General features: G+C 60.5%; 13 protein-coding genes and 1 pseudogene. 2 read left to right on the top strand and 12 right to left on the bottom strand.

Annotation, left to right across the window (positions count from 1 at the left end; genetic code table 11):
* Positions 1 to 28: 28 nt before the first annotated feature.
* The 5 genes from Q0864_RS15600 to Q0864_RS15580 all read right to left on the bottom strand — a co-directional run bounded on the left by Q0864_RS15600 (position 29) and on the right by Q0864_RS15580 (position 4,740).
* Complete coding sequence (locus tag Q0864_RS15600) at positions 29 to 835, bottom strand: CbbQ/NirQ/NorQ/GpvN family protein (RefSeq protein ID WP_298571563.1); 807 nt, start codon at positions 833 to 835, stop codon at positions 29 to 31.
* Between the two features lies 1 nt (position 836).
* Entirely contained in the window at positions 837 to 2,210 is a 1,374-nt protein-coding gene (locus Q0864_RS15595; protein ID WP_298571562.1) for a cbb3-type cytochrome c oxidase subunit I, read from the bottom strand.
* Between the two features lie 22 nt (positions 2,211 to 2,232).
* A complete protein-coding gene (locus tag Q0864_RS15590; RefSeq protein WP_298571559.1) occupies positions 2,233 to 2,685 on the bottom strand; it encodes a cytochrome c in 453 nt (150 codons plus the stop codon).
* A gap of 353 nt (positions 2,686 to 3,038) precedes the next feature.
* Entirely contained in the window at positions 3,039 to 3,911 is an 873-nt protein-coding gene (locus Q0864_RS15585) for a hypothetical protein (RefSeq protein WP_298571556.1), read from the bottom strand.
* A gap of 19 nt (positions 3,912 to 3,930) precedes the next feature.
* Entirely contained in the window at positions 3,931 to 4,740 is an 810-nt protein-coding gene (locus tag Q0864_RS15580) for a hypothetical protein (RefSeq protein ID WP_298571554.1), read from the bottom strand.
* Between the two features lie 224 nt (positions 4,741 to 4,964).
* Between Q0864_RS15580 and Q0864_RS15575 the strand changes: the two genes are divergently transcribed.
* Positions 4,965 to 6,872: a glycosyltransferase family 2 protein gene (locus tag Q0864_RS15575; protein WP_298571551.1), complete on the top strand. Its 1,908-nt coding sequence runs from the start codon at positions 4,965 to 4,967 to the stop codon at positions 6,870 to 6,872.
* Positions 6,872 to 7,576, top strand: a complete 705-nt coding sequence (locus Q0864_RS15570) for an FkbM family methyltransferase (RefSeq protein ID WP_298571548.1) — start codon at positions 6,872 to 6,874, stop codon at positions 7,574 to 7,576. Before Q0864_RS15575 ends, Q0864_RS15570 begins: the two co-directional genes overlap by 1 nt.
* Positions 7,577 to 7,673: 97 nt before the next feature.
* Here the strand turns inward: Q0864_RS15570 and Q0864_RS15565 are convergent, their stop codons facing one another.
* The 7 genes and pseudogenes from Q0864_RS15565 to Q0864_RS15535 all read right to left on the bottom strand — a co-directional run.
* Positions 7,674 to 8,462 (bottom strand): aspartate dehydrogenase, encoded by a 789-nt coding sequence (locus Q0864_RS15565; RefSeq protein WP_298571781.1) that lies wholly within the window; start codon positions 8,460 to 8,462, stop codon positions 7,674 to 7,676.
* Between the two features lie 24 nt (positions 8,463 to 8,486).
* Entirely contained in the window at positions 8,487 to 9,290 is an 804-nt protein-coding gene (locus Q0864_RS15560) for a substrate-binding domain-containing protein (RefSeq protein ID WP_298571545.1), read from the bottom strand.
* Entirely contained in the window at positions 9,287 to 10,000 is a 714-nt protein-coding gene (locus tag Q0864_RS15555) for an ATP-binding cassette domain-containing protein (protein ID WP_298571542.1), read from the bottom strand. Before Q0864_RS15555 ends, Q0864_RS15560 begins: the two co-directional genes overlap by 4 nt.
* On the bottom strand, positions 9,997 to 10,701 hold the full coding sequence (locus Q0864_RS15550; protein WP_298571539.1) for an ABC transporter permease: 705 nt from the start codon (positions 10,699 to 10,701) through the stop codon (positions 9,997 to 9,999). Before Q0864_RS15550 ends, Q0864_RS15555 begins: the two co-directional genes overlap by 4 nt.
* A 155-nt stretch (positions 10,702 to 10,856) precedes the next feature.
* Positions 10,857 to 11,621 (bottom strand): NAD(P)-binding domain-containing protein, encoded by a 765-nt coding sequence (locus Q0864_RS15545; RefSeq protein WP_298571535.1) that lies wholly within the window; start codon positions 11,619 to 11,621, stop codon positions 10,857 to 10,859.
* Positions 11,622 to 11,630: 9 nt separating this feature from the next.
* A complete protein-coding gene (locus tag Q0864_RS15540) occupies positions 11,631 to 15,041 on the bottom strand; it encodes a DUF481 domain-containing protein (RefSeq protein WP_298571532.1) in 3,411 nt (1,136 codons plus the stop codon).
* Positions 15,042 to 15,070: 29 nt separating this feature from the next.
* A pseudogene (locus Q0864_RS15535) lies at positions 15,071 to 20,346 on the bottom strand (hypothetical protein); the annotation flags it as partial.

Below are 20,346 nucleotides of genomic sequence, written 5' to 3'. Positions count from 1 at the left end.
GGCACCATGGCCGGTCGCGGATGTGGCACTAGCCATAGATCGCGGTGACCAGATCCATCAGCCCTTGCTTGACGTCTTCGTCATCGGACAGAGGTTCGATCATCGCCGCGCGGATCGCGCGTTCGACGGACATACCGTCTTCGATCAGCGTGGCGCAATAGATCACCAGACGGGTCGAAACACCCTCTTCCAGATCCTGACCTTTCAGGCCGCGCAATTTGTGCGCCAGCCGGACAAGGGACGTTGCCCGGCTGACATCCAGTCCGCTTTCACGTGTCACAATATCGATTTCGCGGTCGTGGGAAGGGAAATCGAAGTCGATGGAAAGGAAACGCTGGCGGGTGGACGGTTTCAGGGTTTTCAGGATGTTCTGATACCCCGGATTGTAACTGGCCACGAGCATGAAGCCCGGAGCAGCCTCGATTTCTTCGCCGGTTTTATCCAGCGGCAGAATGCGGCGGTCATCGGTCAGCGGGTGCAAAACGACGGTCACGTCCTTGCGTGCTTCGACCACCTCATCAAGGTAACAGATCGCGCCTTCACGAACGGCGCGGGTCAGCGGGCCATCGACCCAGACCGTTTCCCCGCCTTTCAGCAGGTAACGCCCCACAAGGTCGGACGCGGACAGGTCGTCATGGCAGGCGACGGTATAAAGTGGGCGGCCCAGACGGGCGGCCATATGGGCGACGAAACGGGTCTTCCCGCAACCGGTCGGACCTTTCAAAAGCAGCGGCAGCCCATGGCGTTCGGCAGCTTCGAAGATATCGCATTCGTCTGATACGGGTGAGTAGAAGGGGGCCGAAGCCCCCTCCGTTTTTTTGTCAACGGCAGCCATCTCAGGCACCTTCGCTTTCATACTGGTCCGTCGGCTCGATGATCTCGCGACGACGCGGGACAAGGATCGAGTAGATGAACAGAAGCGCACCGATCACCACCGCAAGACCCGAAAGCCAGCGCATGACGAAGAACAGATGCACGCCTTCTTGGATCTCCATGAAGTTCTCGCCCAGCACACGTTGCATGTGGGTTTGAACTGTGCCCGCAAAGGTCAGCGTGAATGTCATGAAGGACATACCAGCGGTCATCAGCCAGAAGCTCACCATGTTCAGAACCTGGTTATACGGATCACGTCCGCGCAGGATCGGCATGGCATAGGTGATGATCGCAAGGTTCACCGACACATAGGCACCATAGAAGGCCAAGTGGCCGTGGGCCGCGGTGATCTGCGTGCCGTGGGTGTAATAGTTCACACCGTGCAGCGTGTGCAGGAAGCCCCAGACACCTGCGCCGAAGAAGGCGACAGTTGCGGCACCCAGCGCCCACAGAAGGGCAGCTTTGTTCGGGTGGTCGCGTTTGCCTTTCCACACCATGACGAAGCTGAAGCTCATCATTGCGAAGAAGGGAACCACTTCAAGCGTCGAGAAGATCGACCCGATCCACTGCCAATAGCCCGGCAGACCAATCCAGTAGTAGTGGTGGCCCGTCCCCAGAATGCCCGAGAACAGCGCGGTGGCGACGATGATATAGAGCCATTTTTCAATGATCTCACGGTCAACACCAGTCAGCTTCAGAAGCAAGAAGGCAAGGATCGAGGCCATGACCAGTTCCCAGGTCCCTTCCACCCACAGGTGAACGATGTACCACCAGAACATTTTGTCCAGCGACAGGTTGCCCGGGTTATAGAAGGAAAACAGCCACAGCAGTGACAGCGCCCACAGGCCGATCAGCAGAACGTTGGTGATCGCAGTCTTACGCCCCTTCAACACCGTCATCGAGATGTTGAACAGGAAGATCAGTGCCGCGACCAGAATGCCCAGCTTGACCCAGACAGGTTGTTCGATGAACTCGCGCCCTTCCATGCCCAACAGCCAGTGGCCGTGGAACAGGTCGAACGTATAGGTCAAAACCGCACCCGCCGTGCCCACCAGAAGCAGGATCAGCTGGATATAGGCCAGCTTGGCGGAATACATCTCACGCTCGGCTTCTTCCGGGATAAGGAAGTAGGCCGCGCCAAAGAAGCCCAGCAAAAGCCAGACGACCAACGCGTTCGTGTGCAACATGCGCACGATGTTGAACGGCATCAGCTCGGACAGGAAGTTCGGGCTGATATAAATCCAGCCGGCCCACAGACCACCAAGCACCTGAACGGCAAAGACCGCCATGGCTGCCAGGAAGTACCAGTAGGCAATTCGTTGTGTTTGATATTTCATTTCACGTCTCCTCTTCCCGGCCTTAGCCTGCCTCGTTGGGCGGCCAGCCCTGTGCGTCGATGGTGTTCACCCACAGGAAGAAGTCTGCGAGGTCACGAATCTGTTCGTCGCTCAGGTTGAATTGCGGCATTTGGCGCCGCCCCTCGATGCCGCTGGGTTGTGCTTCCATCCAACCTTTCAGCACGTCGAACGCGCCTTCCGGGTCATCGTCGACACCCCACCGGGTCATCACGTTTTGCAGCTCGGGTGCAAAGTATGCGCCCTCGCCCATCAAAGTATGGCAGTTGATGCAGGCGTTCTTTTCCCACACATGTTTGCCGCGCACTACGCTTTCCGTCAGTTCTGCATTTGCAGTCGATTTGGTCACCACGTATCGCACCGAGTGCGCCGACAGGATCAAAAAGACCACGATGAAAAACAACGAGCCGCCATAGAACACGTTACGCGCCATGGTCTTAGTCATGACTTCTCGCATATTGGCCTCCAGTTCAGTTATCCAGTTTCGGTGATAAGGTAGCTATCTGACTCGTAGCTTGACAATTGTTAAGCAACAACCGCATTCCGACATAATTTCTAAGTCATTTCGCGCGACGGGCGTTTATTGCTATCTCTTTGTTTTTAGTGATGTTTTGCGGCCTGTCTGAGCCACATTTGCCCGAAATTCGCCCCAGACAAACCCACAGGTCGTCCGGCCCGCGGCACAGCCGTTGCCAGAAAGACCCAGCGATGCGGCAGCGCGGCGAATCGACCCACCGTCGCTTGCGAATCAGCAGCGTATATTGGTGTCGGTTTCCGCATCTGCACCGTTCAGTCGGACAGCCTTTTGGCTTAGCTTTCCGGCACCAAGCGACGCACGTATTTCTCGCCGGTCTGTTCTTTCAGATACGCCCGCGCGGTTGGCAACTTCCCGCATTCCTTGAGGTTTTTCGAGTTGCGATAGTGAATCGTGTAGATGTCGCGATCTTCAGGCAAAGGCTTGCCGCGAAGCTTACCACCCAAGATGTAATGCTGTTCTTCCGGCAGGATGTTCCAATCCAACCCCGCCCTGCGAATCGCGGCTGGCAGCGTCATCTGATCCAGATAAGGGCGACGGCGTTCCAGCGTTTCGACGCGATCAACGATCTGAGCGGTGTCATACCAGACATCGGGGAAGCGCCCTTGCCCCATGTCATGTTCGGGAAACGCCACCAGGCCCGAGCTGAAATACGGCACGACCGCACCCTTGCTGCGGCGCATCAGCTCATAGCGCTCTGGCGGGATTGGCATATCAAGCGCGCCGTAGATGTCATCCCAGACCGACTGCTCGGCCCACAGCATCGAGGCCGCCATGGAACACGACACGTGCCCCGGCTGGATGATGTTGTCCGGCGTGTTGTCGCGGATGAACAACACATCCGAATCCACAAACATCGAATAGGCACTGTCGCGCTTTTCCAGCGCCGCAAGGATCTTGTTGCCATGCGGATAGGCGGGGTCGAAGCGGTCTTTGGTTGTGAACGGCCGCACTTCGGCCCCCATCAGCTCATGCGCACGGTGCACCGCGGGGTGAATTTCGTGATACCGGTGTTCGGGGCAATAGCCGACCGCCTTCACCGAGTCGGGGAAATGCGTGCGGATCGAGGCCAGAAGATTGCACGCCATGATCTCGTATAGCGGTGGCTCGACGATATAGAAAATCGTCAGATCACTGGTGTCCGGCACATCCCCCACCCGTGCGATCCTATTTCAACGCCTGATTGGGGTCGATGCCGACCTGCTTGCACATCCGGTCCGCATAAGACCCTTCCAGCGGTGCGTTCTTGCGCCACCATGGCTTTGTGCCGTTGGTATACAGGTGGACCGACAGGGTGTTGTCGGTGAAATGCCCTTCGACCCGGCCATAGGGGTCATAGAAAATGTCGTTCAACTGGAACGGCACCGGATACAGGTAATCCGGGCTGAGCGCCCTGTCATAATCGCCGGTCTGCTGGGCAAAATAGGTGAAGGCTTGCGGGCCAAAGGCTGTGCGCTCGGCTTTGTAAATCCGCACCGGAAGCGGGTCGGACGCGAACCGTTCCAGTTTGCGCTTTTGGTTCTTGTTGAACCACGGCGGGGCCTCGGGCAGGTTTTCGTAGTAATCCAGCAGCATGTCGATCAGATCGCCCTGCGCGGGGATAGAAACGACGCCGCAATTCAGTGCGCCGCGAAAGCCATGGCCGGCATAGATATGCTGCATGTCATCGGGAAACGGCTTGTGGCAGAAGGCGTCGCAATCAATCCAGACCGCTTCTGTCTTCTTGATCATCTTATAGCGAAACACGTTGGACAGGAACGATGCGCTGGTCTGTTCGACCACTGACATGTCGATGTCCATAATCTCGGACGCGGGGCGGATCTCGACCCCTTCGGGCGCGTTCTGCACATCATCGGTGCAATAGAGCGTCGTCGGATGCCCCGCTTGAATATGCGATTTCAGACACAGCTGATTGAGGTAATGCAACTTGTCCCCGATCCAAAGCGATGCGACGGGGCGTCGGTTCAGTTCAGCCATGAAATTCTCCGCTTTGATTGGCCGCACCCATGCGCAGGCCTGATCCTGTTAGGGGTTAGGAATGGACATTTTCCCCTGAACTGTCCAGTGCCTTCGTGCCAGTTTTATGGTCAGATTGCAGGCGACAACCTTGTTTTCTCTACCATCCGTGGTCTGTCCGTGGCAGGTTGCGGCAGGCGAAAACGCCGACACCACATGAAAGCGCCGGGCAGAACACAAACACTATGACCAAGGCAGAACACGGCAATTCAAACGCAGGGTCAGTGGTGTCGGATATTTACGGCACTGTGGACTTCGCATTGAAGCCGAACAAAAGCCCGCATGGGCGCGTCACGGCCGTGTCGATGATGAAGGACGAAGGGCCGTTCGTGCTGGAATGGATCGCCCACCATCTGGCCGTCGGCTTCACCGACCTGGTGGTCTTTACCAATGATTGTTCTGACGGCACCGACGATATCCTGATCCGGCTCGAGGAGCTGGGCTTGGCCCACCACCGCCGCAACGTGATCGCGGACGGCATCCGGCCCCAGCCCTCGGCGTTGAAACATGCGCAAGTGGATCCGCTGGTCGGCGCAAGCGATTGGTTGTTGGTGTTCGATGCGGACGAGTTTTTGTGCATCCGCCATGGCGACGGGTCGCTGGACGGGATGATTTCAGCCGCACAGGACAAAGGCGCGAACGGCATCGTCATCACCTGGCGCATTTATGGCTCCGGCGGTGTTCACGACTGGTCACGCGCGCCTGTCACCGAACAGTATCTGCACGCCGCCCCGCCGATGTGGAACAAGGGTTGGGGCGTCAAGACGCTGTTCAAATTCGACCCTGATTATTGGAAGCTTGGCATCCACCGTCCCAAGATCAAGAACAAGCACCTCAAGACCGACTTTCCTGACAGCGTGGTTTGGCTGAACGGCTCTGGCCTGCCGATGGAGGACTATTTCAAGTTCCGCGGCTGGCGCTCGATCGTGCGCACGGTTGGCTATGACTGGGCGCAGATGAACCATTATGCGGTCAAATCCATCGACAGCTATGCGATCCGCAAGTTTCGCGGCAACGTGAACCTGAAGAAGGACAAGTATAACGCAGACTACTGGGCGCTTCAGGACCGCAACGAAGTGGCGGACGACAGCGCCCTGCGCCACGCCGACCGGCGGCGCGAGATCTTTGACACGCTGCTCACCGACCCGGTGCTTCACAAACTGCATTTCGCAGCACTCGACCGGGCCGAAGCGCGTCTGGCGGAGTTCAAAGGCACCGACGCCTATGCCGATCTGGTCGCCGGGTTGAAAGAGGCGTCAAAAGTCCCGATCACCAAGATCGACGCCAAACCCCCCAAACCTCGCGACCCCGCCCGCATCGCCGCCCTGATGTCCGAGGTCGAAAAGCAGCGCAACACCAAGCCCAAGGCCGAACGCCGCCACAGCGCGCACCCCGATTGGGGCAAAGCCAGCGATCTTTACGTGCGCGGGCCGATTGATCTGGCCACCGACACCCCGGTCGAGGTCTTCGAGAACCGCAAGCTGAAGATCCCCGCCGACCCGCGCGTGTTCACCCCCGCCTCGCTTCAGCTGATCATGGACGGCAAATTTGAACGTAACGCCGCCCGACGCATCCCGAAACTGCTGAACCCCGGCGCCACCTATCTTGAGGTCGGCGCAGGCGTCGGCTTCTTGCCCGCCGTGATCGCCCACGAACAACCCGGCGTCACCGTGATCGCACAGGAAGAGGCCCCTGCCCTTGCCCAGACCGCCGCGCGCATCTGGGCCGAGAACGGGCTGGCGCAAGGGCCAGCGCTGACGCTGACCACCGCACCACTGATCCAGCCCGGTGATGCCCAAGACACTGCGTCAGGGCTTAAAGCACTGATCAAGGACAGCAAATGCAGCGTGCTTGTCGTGAACGACCCACGCATAACCCCTGCTATGCTGGAGACTTCCCTGAACGCGGTGCCTGAAATGCCGCCCAAAGCCATCATCCTTGGCGCCCGCGCACTGGGCGACCAGATGGACGCCGAAACCGCCGCCAAAATGCTGACCAAAGCCGGCTATGGAATGCTGAAAGACAACCCACTCGCCGCCGCGCTGCTGTTTTTGCATCGCTCGGCGGTGCCCGAACAAGACAGGACAGGGTAATGCAAGACACTGATGACACACAGGATTTGGACGTCGCCAAGCTGACCCAAAGGCTGGAAAAGCTTGAACGGCGGCAAGCCAGAAACCAACGGGCAGCCCATGCCAAGGGGCTTTTGCAAGGTATCTGTTCGATGCTGAAACCCGGTGATGTCGTTCTGGACTGCGGCGCGAATGTCGGCGAGGTCACCGTTCCGCTGGCAAAAACCGGCGCCCATATCCACGCGTTCGAACCTGACCCCTATGCGTTCGGCAAGCTGTCAGATGCGACCCGCGACTTTAAGAACGTCACCCTTCACAACGCTGCCGTTGGCACGAAAGCTGGCACGATCAACCTGATGCGGGCTGAAAATTTCGATGAAAATCCAAGCGGGGCGTCGGTCAAAAGCACAGTGATCAGTGGCGGGCGCAAGATCGACGAAACCAACGGCAACAGCATCGAGGTGCCGTTGATCTCGCTGCCTGATTTCCTTTCCGACCTGCACACCCAACATGGCCAAATCGCATTTGTAAAAATGGATATCGAAGGGGCCGAGCTTGATATTCTAGAGGTAATGCAGGCTGAAGGGTTGTTCGAAAAAATCACGCTGACCGTCGCAGAAACCCATGAAAACAAGTTCAAGGCCCTGCGCGACCGTTTCAAGGCCTTGCGTGTCGCCGTCGCGAAGGCTCACCCGCCAACCCGGGTCAATCTTGACTGGATCTAGCGCGCCAGCGGCACGCGGCGCCTATCATCACCGCAGTCCAAATCGTCGTTTGAACTCAAGACGTCAAGCAGGTCGGCGCAATCAATGTACCGCACCCCTAGAACGTGATCGCCTTCTTGCGCGCGGCGATCATTTTGACCACGCTCATCGCGGCAAGTGCCGAGGTGCGGGTGTTGTCAGGCAACGTCTTGCCAAGGATGGTAAAGGACAGCTCTCCAAAATCGCCGCGCGCGGTGATCTCGTGGATATTTGCGTCCACGTTCGGGTCGGCGATCAACTGGACTTGTGTTTTGTCAAACCCCAGCCCTGCCAGCGCGACAGCCGCCGCCACATTGGCGTTTTTCGGATATTTCAACGCCGCCTCTCGGGCTGAGCCTTCGAAATGCACCGTTGCGTCGCTGCCCGGATTGTCCAGATCCATCACATCTTCTGCGGGCGATCCCTTCCACCCTTTGGGCGGTTTGCGACCTGAGTAGGTGACCGCTTCTAGTGTGCCAACCTGCGCCGATGCGATGGCATCCAGCGCGCCGATGGCACCTGTGGACAGGTGCAGTTGTGTGCCCCCGGCCCGCGCGGCCTCGGTCAGCGCCTCGCGAAACGCATCATCGGCAAGGGCACCGATTGATACGGTGACAAGCGGCATACCCGCCCGCAGGATCGCAGCACCGTGGTCTCGCAAACCCGCATGGCCGGCGCAGTCCACCACCACATCCGCGCACGCATCCCCGATCGAGGTCAAGGCACGCACATCCGCACCCATCGCATCCTTCGCAGCCGAAGCCCGCCCATCCCGCACGATGACGAACGCGATTTCGCCACCGATCTCGGGCAGTTTCTGTGCCACATATTGTGCGATGGCGCCAAATCCGATGAAGCCGACTTTTATCATGTTGCAAGCCTTTCTAGCGCCTTAACCGCCTGTTTCTGCGTTGAAAACAAACAGCGTTTCGCCGTTAATCTTATAGCCGTCGATCAGGGCTTTGGCGGTTTCTGACACCAACCATGCCTCAAGCTTCATGACCAAATCGGCCTTCACATGCGGGTGCTTGTCCGGGTTCACCGGCAGAAAGGCATACTGGTTGAACAGCACCGGATCACCAGCATAGACCAGCGCCAGATCGCCCTTGTTGCCAAAGTTCAGCCAGCTGGCCCGATCCGACATGATATAGGCATTCATCCCCGACGCGGTGTTCAACGCAGCCCCCATGCCCGCGCCGACCGCGCGATACCAGTCGCCTTCCGGGGTCACGTCAGCAGCGGCCCACAGGCTGAGCTCTTTCTTATGCGTCCCGCTGTCATCGCCGCGGCTGACGAAGGGCGCATTTGCGGCGGCGATCCTTTGCAACGCGTCGGCGGCGCTGGTCGCATCCGACAGCTTGGCCTCGTCCGTTCGAGGGCCAATAAACACGAAGTCATTATACATGATCTCGCGGCGATGGGTGCCGAAGCCACCGGCCAGAAATTTTTCCTCGGCCGGGCGGGAATGAACCAGGATCGCGTCCACATCGCCCGCTTGGCCCAGCTTGATCGCCTGACCGGTTCCGACGACAAGCAACTGCACGTCGATGCCCGTATCGTCCTTGATTTGCGGCAGCAGAATATCCGCCAGCCCCGAGTTGTGGAACGATGTCGTCACCGCAAGTTTCATATCCTCGGCCAGCGCACCACCTCCCATCAGGGCAGCGGCGGCAAGGGCCAGTATCATCCGTTTCATTCGACGATGTCTCCTTTCAGAAAGGCACGGGCGGGCGCAGAGGTCGGGCCTGCGAAAAAGTCCCGCGCGGATTGGTGTTCGTGAATGGTGCCGTTGAGCAAAAACAGCACCTCGGTGCCCAGACGACGTGCCTGCCCCATATCATGTGTGGACATGATCAACCGGGTGCCTGCGGCGGCGGCGCGGGTCAGGATGTCTTCGATTTCACGGGTAGCGCGGCCATCCAGCGACGCGCAGGGTTCGTCCAGAAACAGCAGATCAGGCTTGGTGATCAACGCACGCGCCAGGGCCAGTTTCTGCCGCTCGCCCCCTGACAGGAAAGGCGCCGGGCGCTCGAGCATATCGGCCAGCCCGACCTCTTCGGCCGCAGTTGTGGCACGGGCGCGGGCGTCAGATCGCGACACCCCCGTCAGGCGTAGCGGATAGGTCAGATTGCCCAGCACGGACCGGCGCATCATGATCGGGTGTTGAAAGACAAACGCCTGCCGCGCGCGGGCCGTGGCCTGATCGCAGGCCCATGTCACCGACCCGCTGCCAAGCCGTGCAATCCCGTGCAACATCCGCAGAAACGAGGTCTTGCCCGCCCCGTTCGGCCCGATCACCATCGTAACCCCCTGCCCTTGCAGGGTCAGGTCCACTGGCCCCACCAGCACCTTGCCGCGCCGCCGTAAGGAGGCGTCTTGGATCGTCAGGGGAAACAGGATGCTCACCACCGCCCCTCCTGCTCTGTGCGGCCAATGATGTGGATCGCGAGGTTTACCGCGATGGCCATGGCGATCAGCACGAAACCCAACCCCAGCGCCAGCGCGAAATCCCCCTTGCCGGTCTCCAGCGCGATGGCGGTGGTCAGAACGCGGGTGTGGTGGTCAATATTGCCGCCCACGACCATGATCGCGCCAACCTCGCCGATCGCGCGGCCAAAGCCTGCCAGCGATGCGGTCAAAAGCGCGCGCCGTCCGTCCCATAACAGGGCCTGTATCCGTTGCCAGTTTGTGGTGTTCATCGAAATTAGCAGATCGTGGTAATCCGACCAAAGCTCCCGCAGCGCCTGATGCGCGATGGAGGCAATCAGCGGCACGATGATGATCACCTGCGCGATGATCATCGCCGTGGGGGTGAACAGCAAGCCAAAGACGCCGAACGGACCAGAGCGGCTGAGGAAGACGTAGACGATCAAACCGACAACGACCGGCGGCAGACCCATCAGCGCATTCAGCACCGCTATCGTCACGCGGCGCGCACGAAACCGGCGCACGGCCAAAAGCGCCCCCAACGGCAGCGCAATTGCCGAGGCGATCACCAGCGCCGTCAGCGTCACCCGAAGCGACCGCAACGTGATCTCGACCAGATCCGCATCCAGCGTGATCAGCAGCCAGAACGCCTGCACTATGCCGTCCCACAAGTCCGTCATCGGATGGTTTGAATGCCTTCTATCGGGGGCCGAGTCGGTGTGACGCGGCCATGCGTTCGGTTATGCACAGACTGACCATATCAGACGGGATGGGAAAACCGCTTTTGACGACAAAAAGCGACACCGGGTGGATTTCTATCCATTCTTTTGTAGGGTTAGTCAGCCAAACCCAACCGCGGCTTCAGCGTGTCCAGCCCCTCGGCAAGCTCTGCCAATGTGCCGGCATCACGCATATGTGCGCGCAGGGTGGCGTTCAGACCGCCTTCGGTCGACAGGCTGTCGAGCAGCCCTTCAAAACGGGCGTCGGGGTCGGTCGTCATCTGGCGCAGGAAGCCAGCAAAGACGGTCGCGACATAGCGTTCGGCAGCGGTTGCATCGCCGGTCAGATCCGTCAGCCAGGCCGCACCTTCGCGCATCTGATCAAGGATCGGAGATGCCAGCGCCGACGCCGCAAAATGAGCGTTCAGAGCGTTTTCGTCGCGGCACGCAATGATAATGTCAGTTTCCCCAAACAAAGTCCTCAGAGCTGCGCTTTCAGGATAGACCGGCAGGGCAGACCCTCCGACCGCTACTGAGGGTAAGGGGATCGTGATCGCGATGTCCACAGCCGGCGCGCAAAGCGCCTTCAGATCGCTGAGCGGCACATCGACCATCACCGATATCACGCTGTGATCGGGGCGGAATGGCAGCGTGGGCAACACCTTGCGGGCGACATCTGCCAGCAGGCACAGAAAGACGATATCACTGTCTGCCACCACCTGATCGTTGGGCGTGACCAAAACATCGCTGTGCTGGCGGGCCAACCGGTCCGCGACATCTGCGTTGCGGTCGGACACCAGAATCTGATGTCCCCGCCCGGCCAGACCGGTGACGATCGCGGCGGCAATCTCTCCGGTGCCTATGAAACCGATCCTCGCCAATTTACGGTGTCAGAACTTGGCGATGACGTTGATGAACACGCCTTCGTCGTCATAGGTCAGATCGGTCAGGTCATCACTGAAGTTGCCGAAGTTATAGCCGACGCCGATCTTGGCGTTGTCGCCGATTTGGCGATAGACCGCCCCCAAGAACGCTGTTTCCGACAGACCGGCTTGCTTGGCTTCCAGATGGCGGGCCTCGAGCAGTAAATCCCATTTGTGAACAAGGTGATAGCGGGCATTTACCACCGCCAGCCCTGCGTCGTTTTGCTGGAAGGCGACGCCCGCACTGGGTGATGACACCGACTTGCGCAGCCCCAACTTGCCGCCGATTGTCCAGAACCGGTTCAGGTCATATTCCACGTCAAACGACAGAATATGGCTTTCCTGACGCTGTCCACGTTCGCCGGTCTGGTCGATCACCTGCCCCAGCGAGTCGTGGAAATAGCGATACTGGAACAGCATGTTCAGGCGGTCGTGGTCTACCGGTCTGAACGCATAGCCCAGAACCGCGTCGGTATAGACGCCATTGTCCAGCGTCGGGCTGACGCTCTCCACATTGGTATGGTCGGCTGAGAAAACCAGCCGGTGGCTGTCGTCGAATTTGTATTGCCCCGACGCCGCAACACGCCACGCATCTGCATCGCGGATCGTGCCGTCACTGACGCCCCGGTCGCGCCGGTATTCAAGCTTGGCCGCAAAGCTGAGCGCATTGCCGTCATCATACTGCGCACCCAACGAAAAGGCGTTCCGTTCGTAGTCCCCTTCGATATCGTCATCTATGCGGCCTGTCTCGAACCCGGCCGAAAAGCTAAGTGCTTCGTCAAAGGCGTATTCGACGCCATAGGCGCTGACCAGCGACCGGTGGCGGCCAAAGATGTCATAAGTGTTTTCGCCGTAAAGCTTGACGGAATCGCTGACCTGTCGTTTGCCGCCCAGCACAAAGCGCCCGCCGTCATCGCCGATCAAGTCAACGCCTGACAACTCACGCCCCGGTTCCAGCTGATAGCCGAAATAGGCGCTGTTATAGCCATCGCTCTGATAGCTCAGCAACAGCTCGCCACCGATGCCAAGGGTGCCGTCGGACACCTCGCCCTCGATTGTCCAGTTCTTGGCAAATCGGTAGGACGCCCCGGCGCCATACCGGTCGTTGCGACGCAGCCCACCGGCGCGGTCCAGCGTATGCTGACCGAACACATACCAGCTTAGGTCATCACTGACCTTATAGGTCAGACGAACCGCCGCATCGGTGCGCGACCCGGTTTCGTCCGCATCCCCGCCGGGGGTGACCTGGTCCAGATGTTCGACACCGAAATCCAACGTGATCCGCTCGGACGCCTTGAAGGTCAGTTCGGCCCCGACCTCGGTCAGTTTCTTGCCGGTGCTGTCCTTGAAATCATCCGCATAAAGGCGGAAGGCCAGCCGCTCGGTCGGCTCGGCCTCAAGCGTGACGCCCCACAATTCTTCGTCATTGACGATCTGGTAATCCAGAGTAGAGAAACCCGCGCTGCGTTTTTCGTAATACCCGGTGGCGCGACCCGGCACGGGCACGCCCAGATCGGCAAACTCGGCCTGTCCGCGCAGGCGCCATGCCTCGCCTGTGCCGCCAACGGTGCCGGCTGTGGTTGTGGTCGTCACGATCAACCCGCCATCCGAGCTGATGGACGAGCCAAAGCCCGGCCCTTCGGTTTCGGCGTATTCGACCTCAAGAAAGCTGTCTTCGCCAAATTGCAGGCGCACATCACCACCCACAGCGGTCTGATCCGCGATGTCGGTCTGTTCAACCATGCCCGTCAGCCCAACGCGCACGCTGTCGCTGACCCAGGTTTCGACCCGTCCCCCATAGGACATGCCGTCAATCTCGGTGGCACTGGGGGTGTATTCATATTGCACGGCAAGGCGCAGCGCCTGATCGCCGCTGGGGTCTGTGATCAGATTGCCCGACGCACCAAAACTGCCAAGTGGCGTGGTGAGGGTGACGACGCCCTGGCTGTAGTCAATTTCGTAGTCCACGCCATGCACAAGCTCGGTGGTCGAGATCACCCGGCCCGTGCGTTTGTCGCGCAGCTCGACCGAGATGGTTTCGGACCCAAGCGTCAGGTCATCGCGCGTCAGGAAATAGATCGACCCGCCGGTGCCGTCGAAATACTCGCGTCCCGGCAGACGGTCGGGGCTGGCGGCATAAACCTCGGCGGCCAGTCGGCTTTCGCCATTGGAGGTTTGCGCCTGCGACCGATACAGCGCCTGCGCGCCGTAAAGCGTGCGTTCGTTGCGCAGATAGGTGCTGTTTTCGATCTGGCTTTTGTAGTTGCCCCACAGGATGTGGCTGCCATCCTTGGCCAGTTTCAGGTAAATCTTGCCATCCGACGGCGCACCGTCGATCAGCGTGCTGTCATCGCCATAGGTCGGATAGCCGTCTTCGATCAGCATCCGGCGCAACCGCGATTTCGGGTCTTTCTTGTCCAACCCGCTGAACAGGTTCTTGAACTCGTCTTCGCCGGTGTCAATCCGTGCGGTCAAATCCCACCCGGTCGCGGTTTTGCCGGTGACATAGCCCGCGATGCGCCCATAGCCATAGTCGCGCTCAAACGGGCCACCTGCGGCCCCCACCCCGCCCTGAAGCTTGCGCCCAAAGGTCAGGTCAATCAGGCCCGTGCCGAACCATTCGGTGTTGGGGATCGTGATTTCGCGTTCGATATAGCCTGCACCGCCACCCGCGACGCGCACGCCGACCGGGTGGTCACCGGGGGGCAGAATGCGCTGAATGACGAAACTGCCCGAACGGTCGGCTTTGACTTCTTCGCCAAGGGTTTGCACCGTGGCACCGGGGGCAACGCTGCTGCCGCTGACGGTCACGGCACCGCCGCGCACGGGGATGCGACGGCGCGCGGTGTTGTCAACGCCGGCCTCGGCCTCGGTGGTTTCCGCGCGGCTGTCAGAGAGCGGTGCGATATTGATCGGGTTGGTTTCGTCAAAGCGTCCGAACTGGTCATAAACTCGGTGCACCAGCACCAGATCGCGCCCTTCGGGCATGGTGAAGCGTGCCTCTCCATTGGGGGTGATCGGCGCCACCAAAACCGTGCGCGCGCCACCCAAGGCCCGCGGGTCAATCACCCGCAGCTCGGCGCGGGTCACGAAGGCGGGATAGTTCAGCTCGCTGCGCACTGCGACGGTGTCGCCGGGTCTGGGCGGCGTGTCGTTCAGCACCAAAAGCGTCAGGCGTGGCACCACGCCAAGCCCGTCGAACTTGACCTGCAAGTCGGCCGCTGCCAACGACTGGTCAATCTGGCGCACGGCGGTCTGCACCGCCGGATCGCCCGCAAATTGTTCGTCGTTGATGGTGATGCTGAACCCGTCCTGCGCGTGCGCAGTTCCGATCAGCGCCAGCACTGATGCGCTGCAGGCCAGGGTGAATTTGGTCAATCGATACATCATCTTATACCTCACCGCGCTCATTGTCTGCGCACCACATGCGTGTCGACATCAAGCCGATAGTTTCCGTGCCAGTCGCGTTTGAGCAGCTGTTTGACGACCCTGAGCCGTGCCCGCGCTGAGGCCGGATCTTCGCCCGCGCCAAGCACATAGGTCAGCTCAATCGCGGTCTCCTTGTCGCTGATCTGGCCGATCAGCGATGTCAGCGCGCGCGACAACCCATCGCTTGGGGTCGCCGAACCGGGCGCAAACGCAGCCGCATTCAGGTCGATATCCACCACATTGCCAATCGCGGCACCGAAGTTCAGCTTGGCGATCTTGCCCGGCGTCAGGCGGATCACCCGCGGGTTTTCCGTGGTGACGCGATAGCCCGTCGGCAAGCTGCGCTTATCGAGCTTCAGCATGAAGTTCGACCCGATGGTGCGGGGAAGTGCTGCACAGGGGACCGAGAAGCGACCGTAATCATCGGTGGTGATGATCGTGCCATTGGGCGACACCAGACGCACATCCGGCAGGCCCGGCTCGGTCGTGTTGGGGCGCTCAACGGTCGGGGCAAGCTTGCCCTTGCTGCCGTCATACAGGTCGTCGTCAAGGATCGCCTCGGGCAATGTGCCCGGCCCATCCTGGTAGCCATTGCGGTTCTTGTCGTCGAACACCTTGCCGATCACGTCCGAGCAATCGAACACATGTTCAGGCCGGATTTCGATATCCGCCGTGGCCACGTTGGACAGCACATTCCCGTTCGCATCCTGCGCCCATGTGCGGTTGGTCAGCGTGCCGAAGTTGCCGCGCGATGCAATGCGGGCGGCGAAGGTGATCGTGATCTTCTCGGACGCGCCGAGCGTTTCGATCCAGCGCAGTTTCCGGCCAGACACATTGGGTTCAACCGCCGCGCCATTCACCCGTGCGGTGCCGGGGGAATACAGTAAGCCCGGCGGAAGTTCGTCCACCAACCGGGTATCGCTGAACGTCGCACCAGATTGGTTTTCGAACGTCAGGGTGAAGTTGACACTTTCCCCGAATACAGCCGTTTCGCGGTCTGCCGTCTTGGTGGCGACAATCGGCACGCTGGGGCGACAATCCATCAACGGAATGTTGTTGTTCAGGACCTCTGGGTCGCCCGCTTCGATGTCGAATGTGAAGTAGAACGGGTTGCCGCCCGCAGAGTAATCGACAAGCGACGATCCGTCCGCGTTTGCCCCAGACCCGATGGGCGCCGGATTGGTCGGCAAAAGCGTCGTCAGGTCGATCGTGCCACTTTGCGTGCGCGTCGTCGATGGCGCACCGATCGGCGGATAGGTCACGGCCAGCGTGTATGTCCCCGGCGCGGTGACAAAGAACTGATAGAACCCGTCCGTTCCGTCATCGGTAACCACAATCGGCCCGTTGGTACCCACCCCGGTTTGGGTGAATCCGCCACCCGAGATGCTGACCTGGCCGCCCGTCAGGACAGACCCGTCCTGTTCGCAATAGAAATAGCCGGTCGGGTCGAAATCCTGATAATCCGGGATCCCGTCGCCGTCATTGTCATTCGGCGTCAGCGGTCCCTGCCCGATGCTGGGCGTGGTCAGCTGGGTCGAGGTCGCACTGGCCGTGTTCGGCGCAGTCGGGAAGCCGTTTGCGGTGGAATAGACCATGGTGATGGTGATGGTGCCGGTTTCGCCCGGATCAAGTGTCGGGTCACCTGACAGAAGGGCGGTGTCGCCAACCCCGTCAAAGGTTGCGCTGGCGGCCCCGTTGGTGAAATCCGCCGCTGTGGTCGTGACCGGATAGTCGGCAGACAACAGCGTTGCGGGCGCAAGGAACGTCACCAGATCGTCGGTCACCTGAATGCCGGTCTGGGTGATGTTGCCGGTGTTCGTGACGGTGATGGTAAAGGTCGATTGCTCAACCGTGTGGAACAGGCGCGAGGGTGCTCCGGCGGTTTTCGTCACATCCAGCGCGGGTGCGGCGGCGATCGGTGTGACGGTCGGGTCATCCGTCCCTACCCCGTCATCATCGGACACATCCGAGGTCGAGCCGCCAAGCGGAGTAGCCGCGCTTGCGGTGATCACGTTGATCACCCCGCCCTTGTTCACATCATCCTGCGACAGAACATGGGACACGTCATAGGTCGCGGTCTCGCCCGGTGCCAAGGTGCCAGCGGGTGACGGTGGCGTGCCATCTGAGCTGTTGAAGACCGGCGTCAGAGTGCGCGGATCGGTCCCATCAATGGCGGTCAGTTGGTCGGTCAGGGAAATGCTCGTCAGGGTCACATTGCCGGTGTTTTCAACCGTAACCTCGTAAACAACCAACTCACCCGCAGCCGCCCCGGCAGAGACCTCACGCTTGATGACCTCCATCCCCGGTGCGGGCGGGATCAGCATCTCGGTCGGGTCGTCGGTGTTGTTGCCGTCCAGCGGATCATCATCGGCTGACAGGTCGCTGACCGGCGTGTCGTCGGGCGACAGGCCGCTGACCACCGCGCTGTTGCGCAACCCGCCTGCGTCCACATCCGCTTGCGTCAGCGTGTGGGTCACGCGCCAAACCGCGTCCTCGGTTGGCGATAGCGTTGCGGGCACTGACAGCGGCGTGGCGGTGGCCGGGATCGGCGTGCCATCGGCGCGCAGAAGCGTGTCGCTCACGCTCAGGTCGGTCAGATCCTGGTTGCCGGTGTTGGTCGCCGTAATCTCGAACACCACCTGATCGCCCGCGCGTGTGCCGGGGGTCAAAACGGCTTTGACAACAGTCAGTTGCGGGTCCACGACCACATCGAAGATGGTTGGATCGTCGACCGTATTACCGTCGCTGTCATCGCCATCATCAGACACATCTGTCGCCTGCCCGCTGCCTGCGGGACCATCGGCGGTGACGGTGACCTGATTGGACAGGCCTGCATGGTTCAGATCAATCTGGCGCAGCGTGACCGAGGCGGTATAGGTCCAGACCTCGCCCACATCCAATTCACCGTCGCTGTCCAGATCGCTGGCAGGGTCCAGCGCAAAGGGCGCATCCAACGCAGTGACCGCACCCAGAAGCGACTGCATCTGGTCCACGACATTCACATTGCGCAGCGTGACGTTGCCGGTGTTCGCCACCGACAGGCTGTAATCCACCAGCCCGCCAACCACCGACTGCCCGCCCAGAACGACCTTCGTCGCCTCTAGCGCGGGGTTGCGTGCCGGACCGGGGGTCGTCAGTTCGACCATGTCAGTTACCGGGGTGTTGAACGGATCGGTCGCAGTGGTCGAGGCGTTGTTCACAACCTCGCCTGCATCGACCATGTCTTGGGTGACGGTCACATCAAAGCTGCACCCGCCCGTCGTCACGCCCGGCGCAATCGAAGCGATCGTGCAAATCTGGCCACCGCCCATCGGGTCGGTCACTTCGACATTGGACAGGGTCACATTGCCGGTGTTGGTGACTGACAGTTGATAGGTCAGCGTGCTGCCAGCCGCACCAAAGGGCGAGGGCGAGGCGACCTTGGTCAGCTCTATCGCCGGGGCGGCGGCGGGCATCGGGATGTCCAGCGTCGCAAAGGTGGTCACTGGCGCCCCTTGCGGGTTCTGCGCCGTGACATCGGCGCGGTTCGACAGGGTGCCGCTGTCCACATTGGGTTGCGTGACCGTATAGGTGCCGGTGCATTGCAGCGTGTCACCACGCACAAGTGACGGCGTTTCGCAGGTGAACCCGGGCAGAAGCGGGTCGGTGATCGACACGTTCGACAGGGTCTGGTTGCCCGTGTTTTCCGCCGTCAGCGTATAGGTCAGCACCTGACCGACTGTCGTGACGGGCAAGGTCGCAGCCGTTTTGGACAGAGTCAGGTCAGGCATCAGGTCGCCATCCACCGTCACAGTGTCCGGTGGGCTGACAACCGGTGTGCCGCCAGGGCCATAGGTCGTTTCGGCGTAGGCCTCGTTGAAGACGAAACCACGATCCAGATCGGGCTGCGTCACAACGTAGTCACCGGTGCAGATCGCCTCTTCCCCGACTTGGAAATCAGGGTCGGTGGGCGGGTTTGGCGTCCAGCAGGTGATGTCGCCCAGAATGCTGTCGCGCACAATGATCGGTTCGATCAGGGTCCGGGTGCCGCTGTTGGTCACGACGAACTGATAGCCGATCACATCACCAACCTCTGAGAAGTCGGAACCTGCAACCAGTTGCTTGTCGATCGACAAGGCGGCGACGCCCTGGTCGGGAATGCTTTCAGACGTCAGGGGCGAGGTCGTGGTCGACGAACTGCCCGTCGCAAGGTTGGTCACCACACCCAGGAATACATCGGTCGAGGTGATGAGATAGGTCGCGGTGCAGACCAGATCATCCCCCGGCGCAAGCTCGTTCCCCGCAGGGACAGGACAGGTGATGTTGGCGGGGGCAATCAGGTTGTCGCTGATGCTGAACGGCCCAACCTGCGTCGTGTTGCCCGTGTTGGTCAGGGTATAGGTATAGCTCGCCGTGGCGCCGACAAAGAAGGCAGGACCAGCGATCGGATCAGCCACTTTCAAAAGGGTCAGCGCATCGGTCTGGCTGGCAGGCACCGTCACGCTGTCAGGTGCCGACGTCGTCGCCCCGCTGGAGGCGGTCGCCGTGTTGGTCACCGACCCGTTGTCGATATCGTCCTGCGTGACCGTGTAAGACCCGGCACAATTCAGCGTCGCAGTGGGCAGCAAGCCGCCGGCTGGCAGCGGATCACAGGTGACACTGCCCCCCGCCCCGTCGATCAAATCATCCGCGATGGTGATCGGGTCGGTCAGGGTGACATTGCCATCATTGGTGACCACGAAGTCATAGTTGATCAGCTGGCCGACCGTGTCATAGGGGTTGGACGATCCCGCGCCAACCGTCTTGACCATCGACAGCGCCGGGGTTTGCGTGATCAAAACCTCGGTCGGGTCATCGGTGGTGTTGCCGTCCCCATCGTCACCATCATCGGTCACATCAGTGATCGGCACACCACTGGACGGGGTGCCGGTGACGGTCGCGCTGTTGCGCACGCCGCCGCCGTCAATATCGTCTTGGACCAGCGTATAGCGGACCTCGTAGCTGGCAACCTCGCCGGGCAACAGAGTGCCTGCACCAGACCCTTGCGTTGACCCGACAAACGTCGGGGCCGAGGGCGTCAGCGGTGTGCCGTCCACCCGCGTCAGCGTGTCGGACTGAATGCCGGTGCTGGTCAGCGTTACGTTGCCAGTATTCGTCACCTCGATCAGGAAGACCAACTGACTGCCGACCACACCGCTGCCGGATGACAGGGTTTTCTGCCCCTCGATCCCCGGTGTCACAGCGATTGGCAAGACGGTCGGGTTGTCATCTCCAT

It is taken from the genome of uncultured Aliiroseovarius sp. (assembly GCF_947497285.1).
Lineage (GTDB): Bacteria > Pseudomonadota > Alphaproteobacteria > Rhodobacterales > Rhodobacteraceae > Aliiroseovarius.
This window is presented reverse-complemented; position numbering and strand designations above follow the sequence as displayed.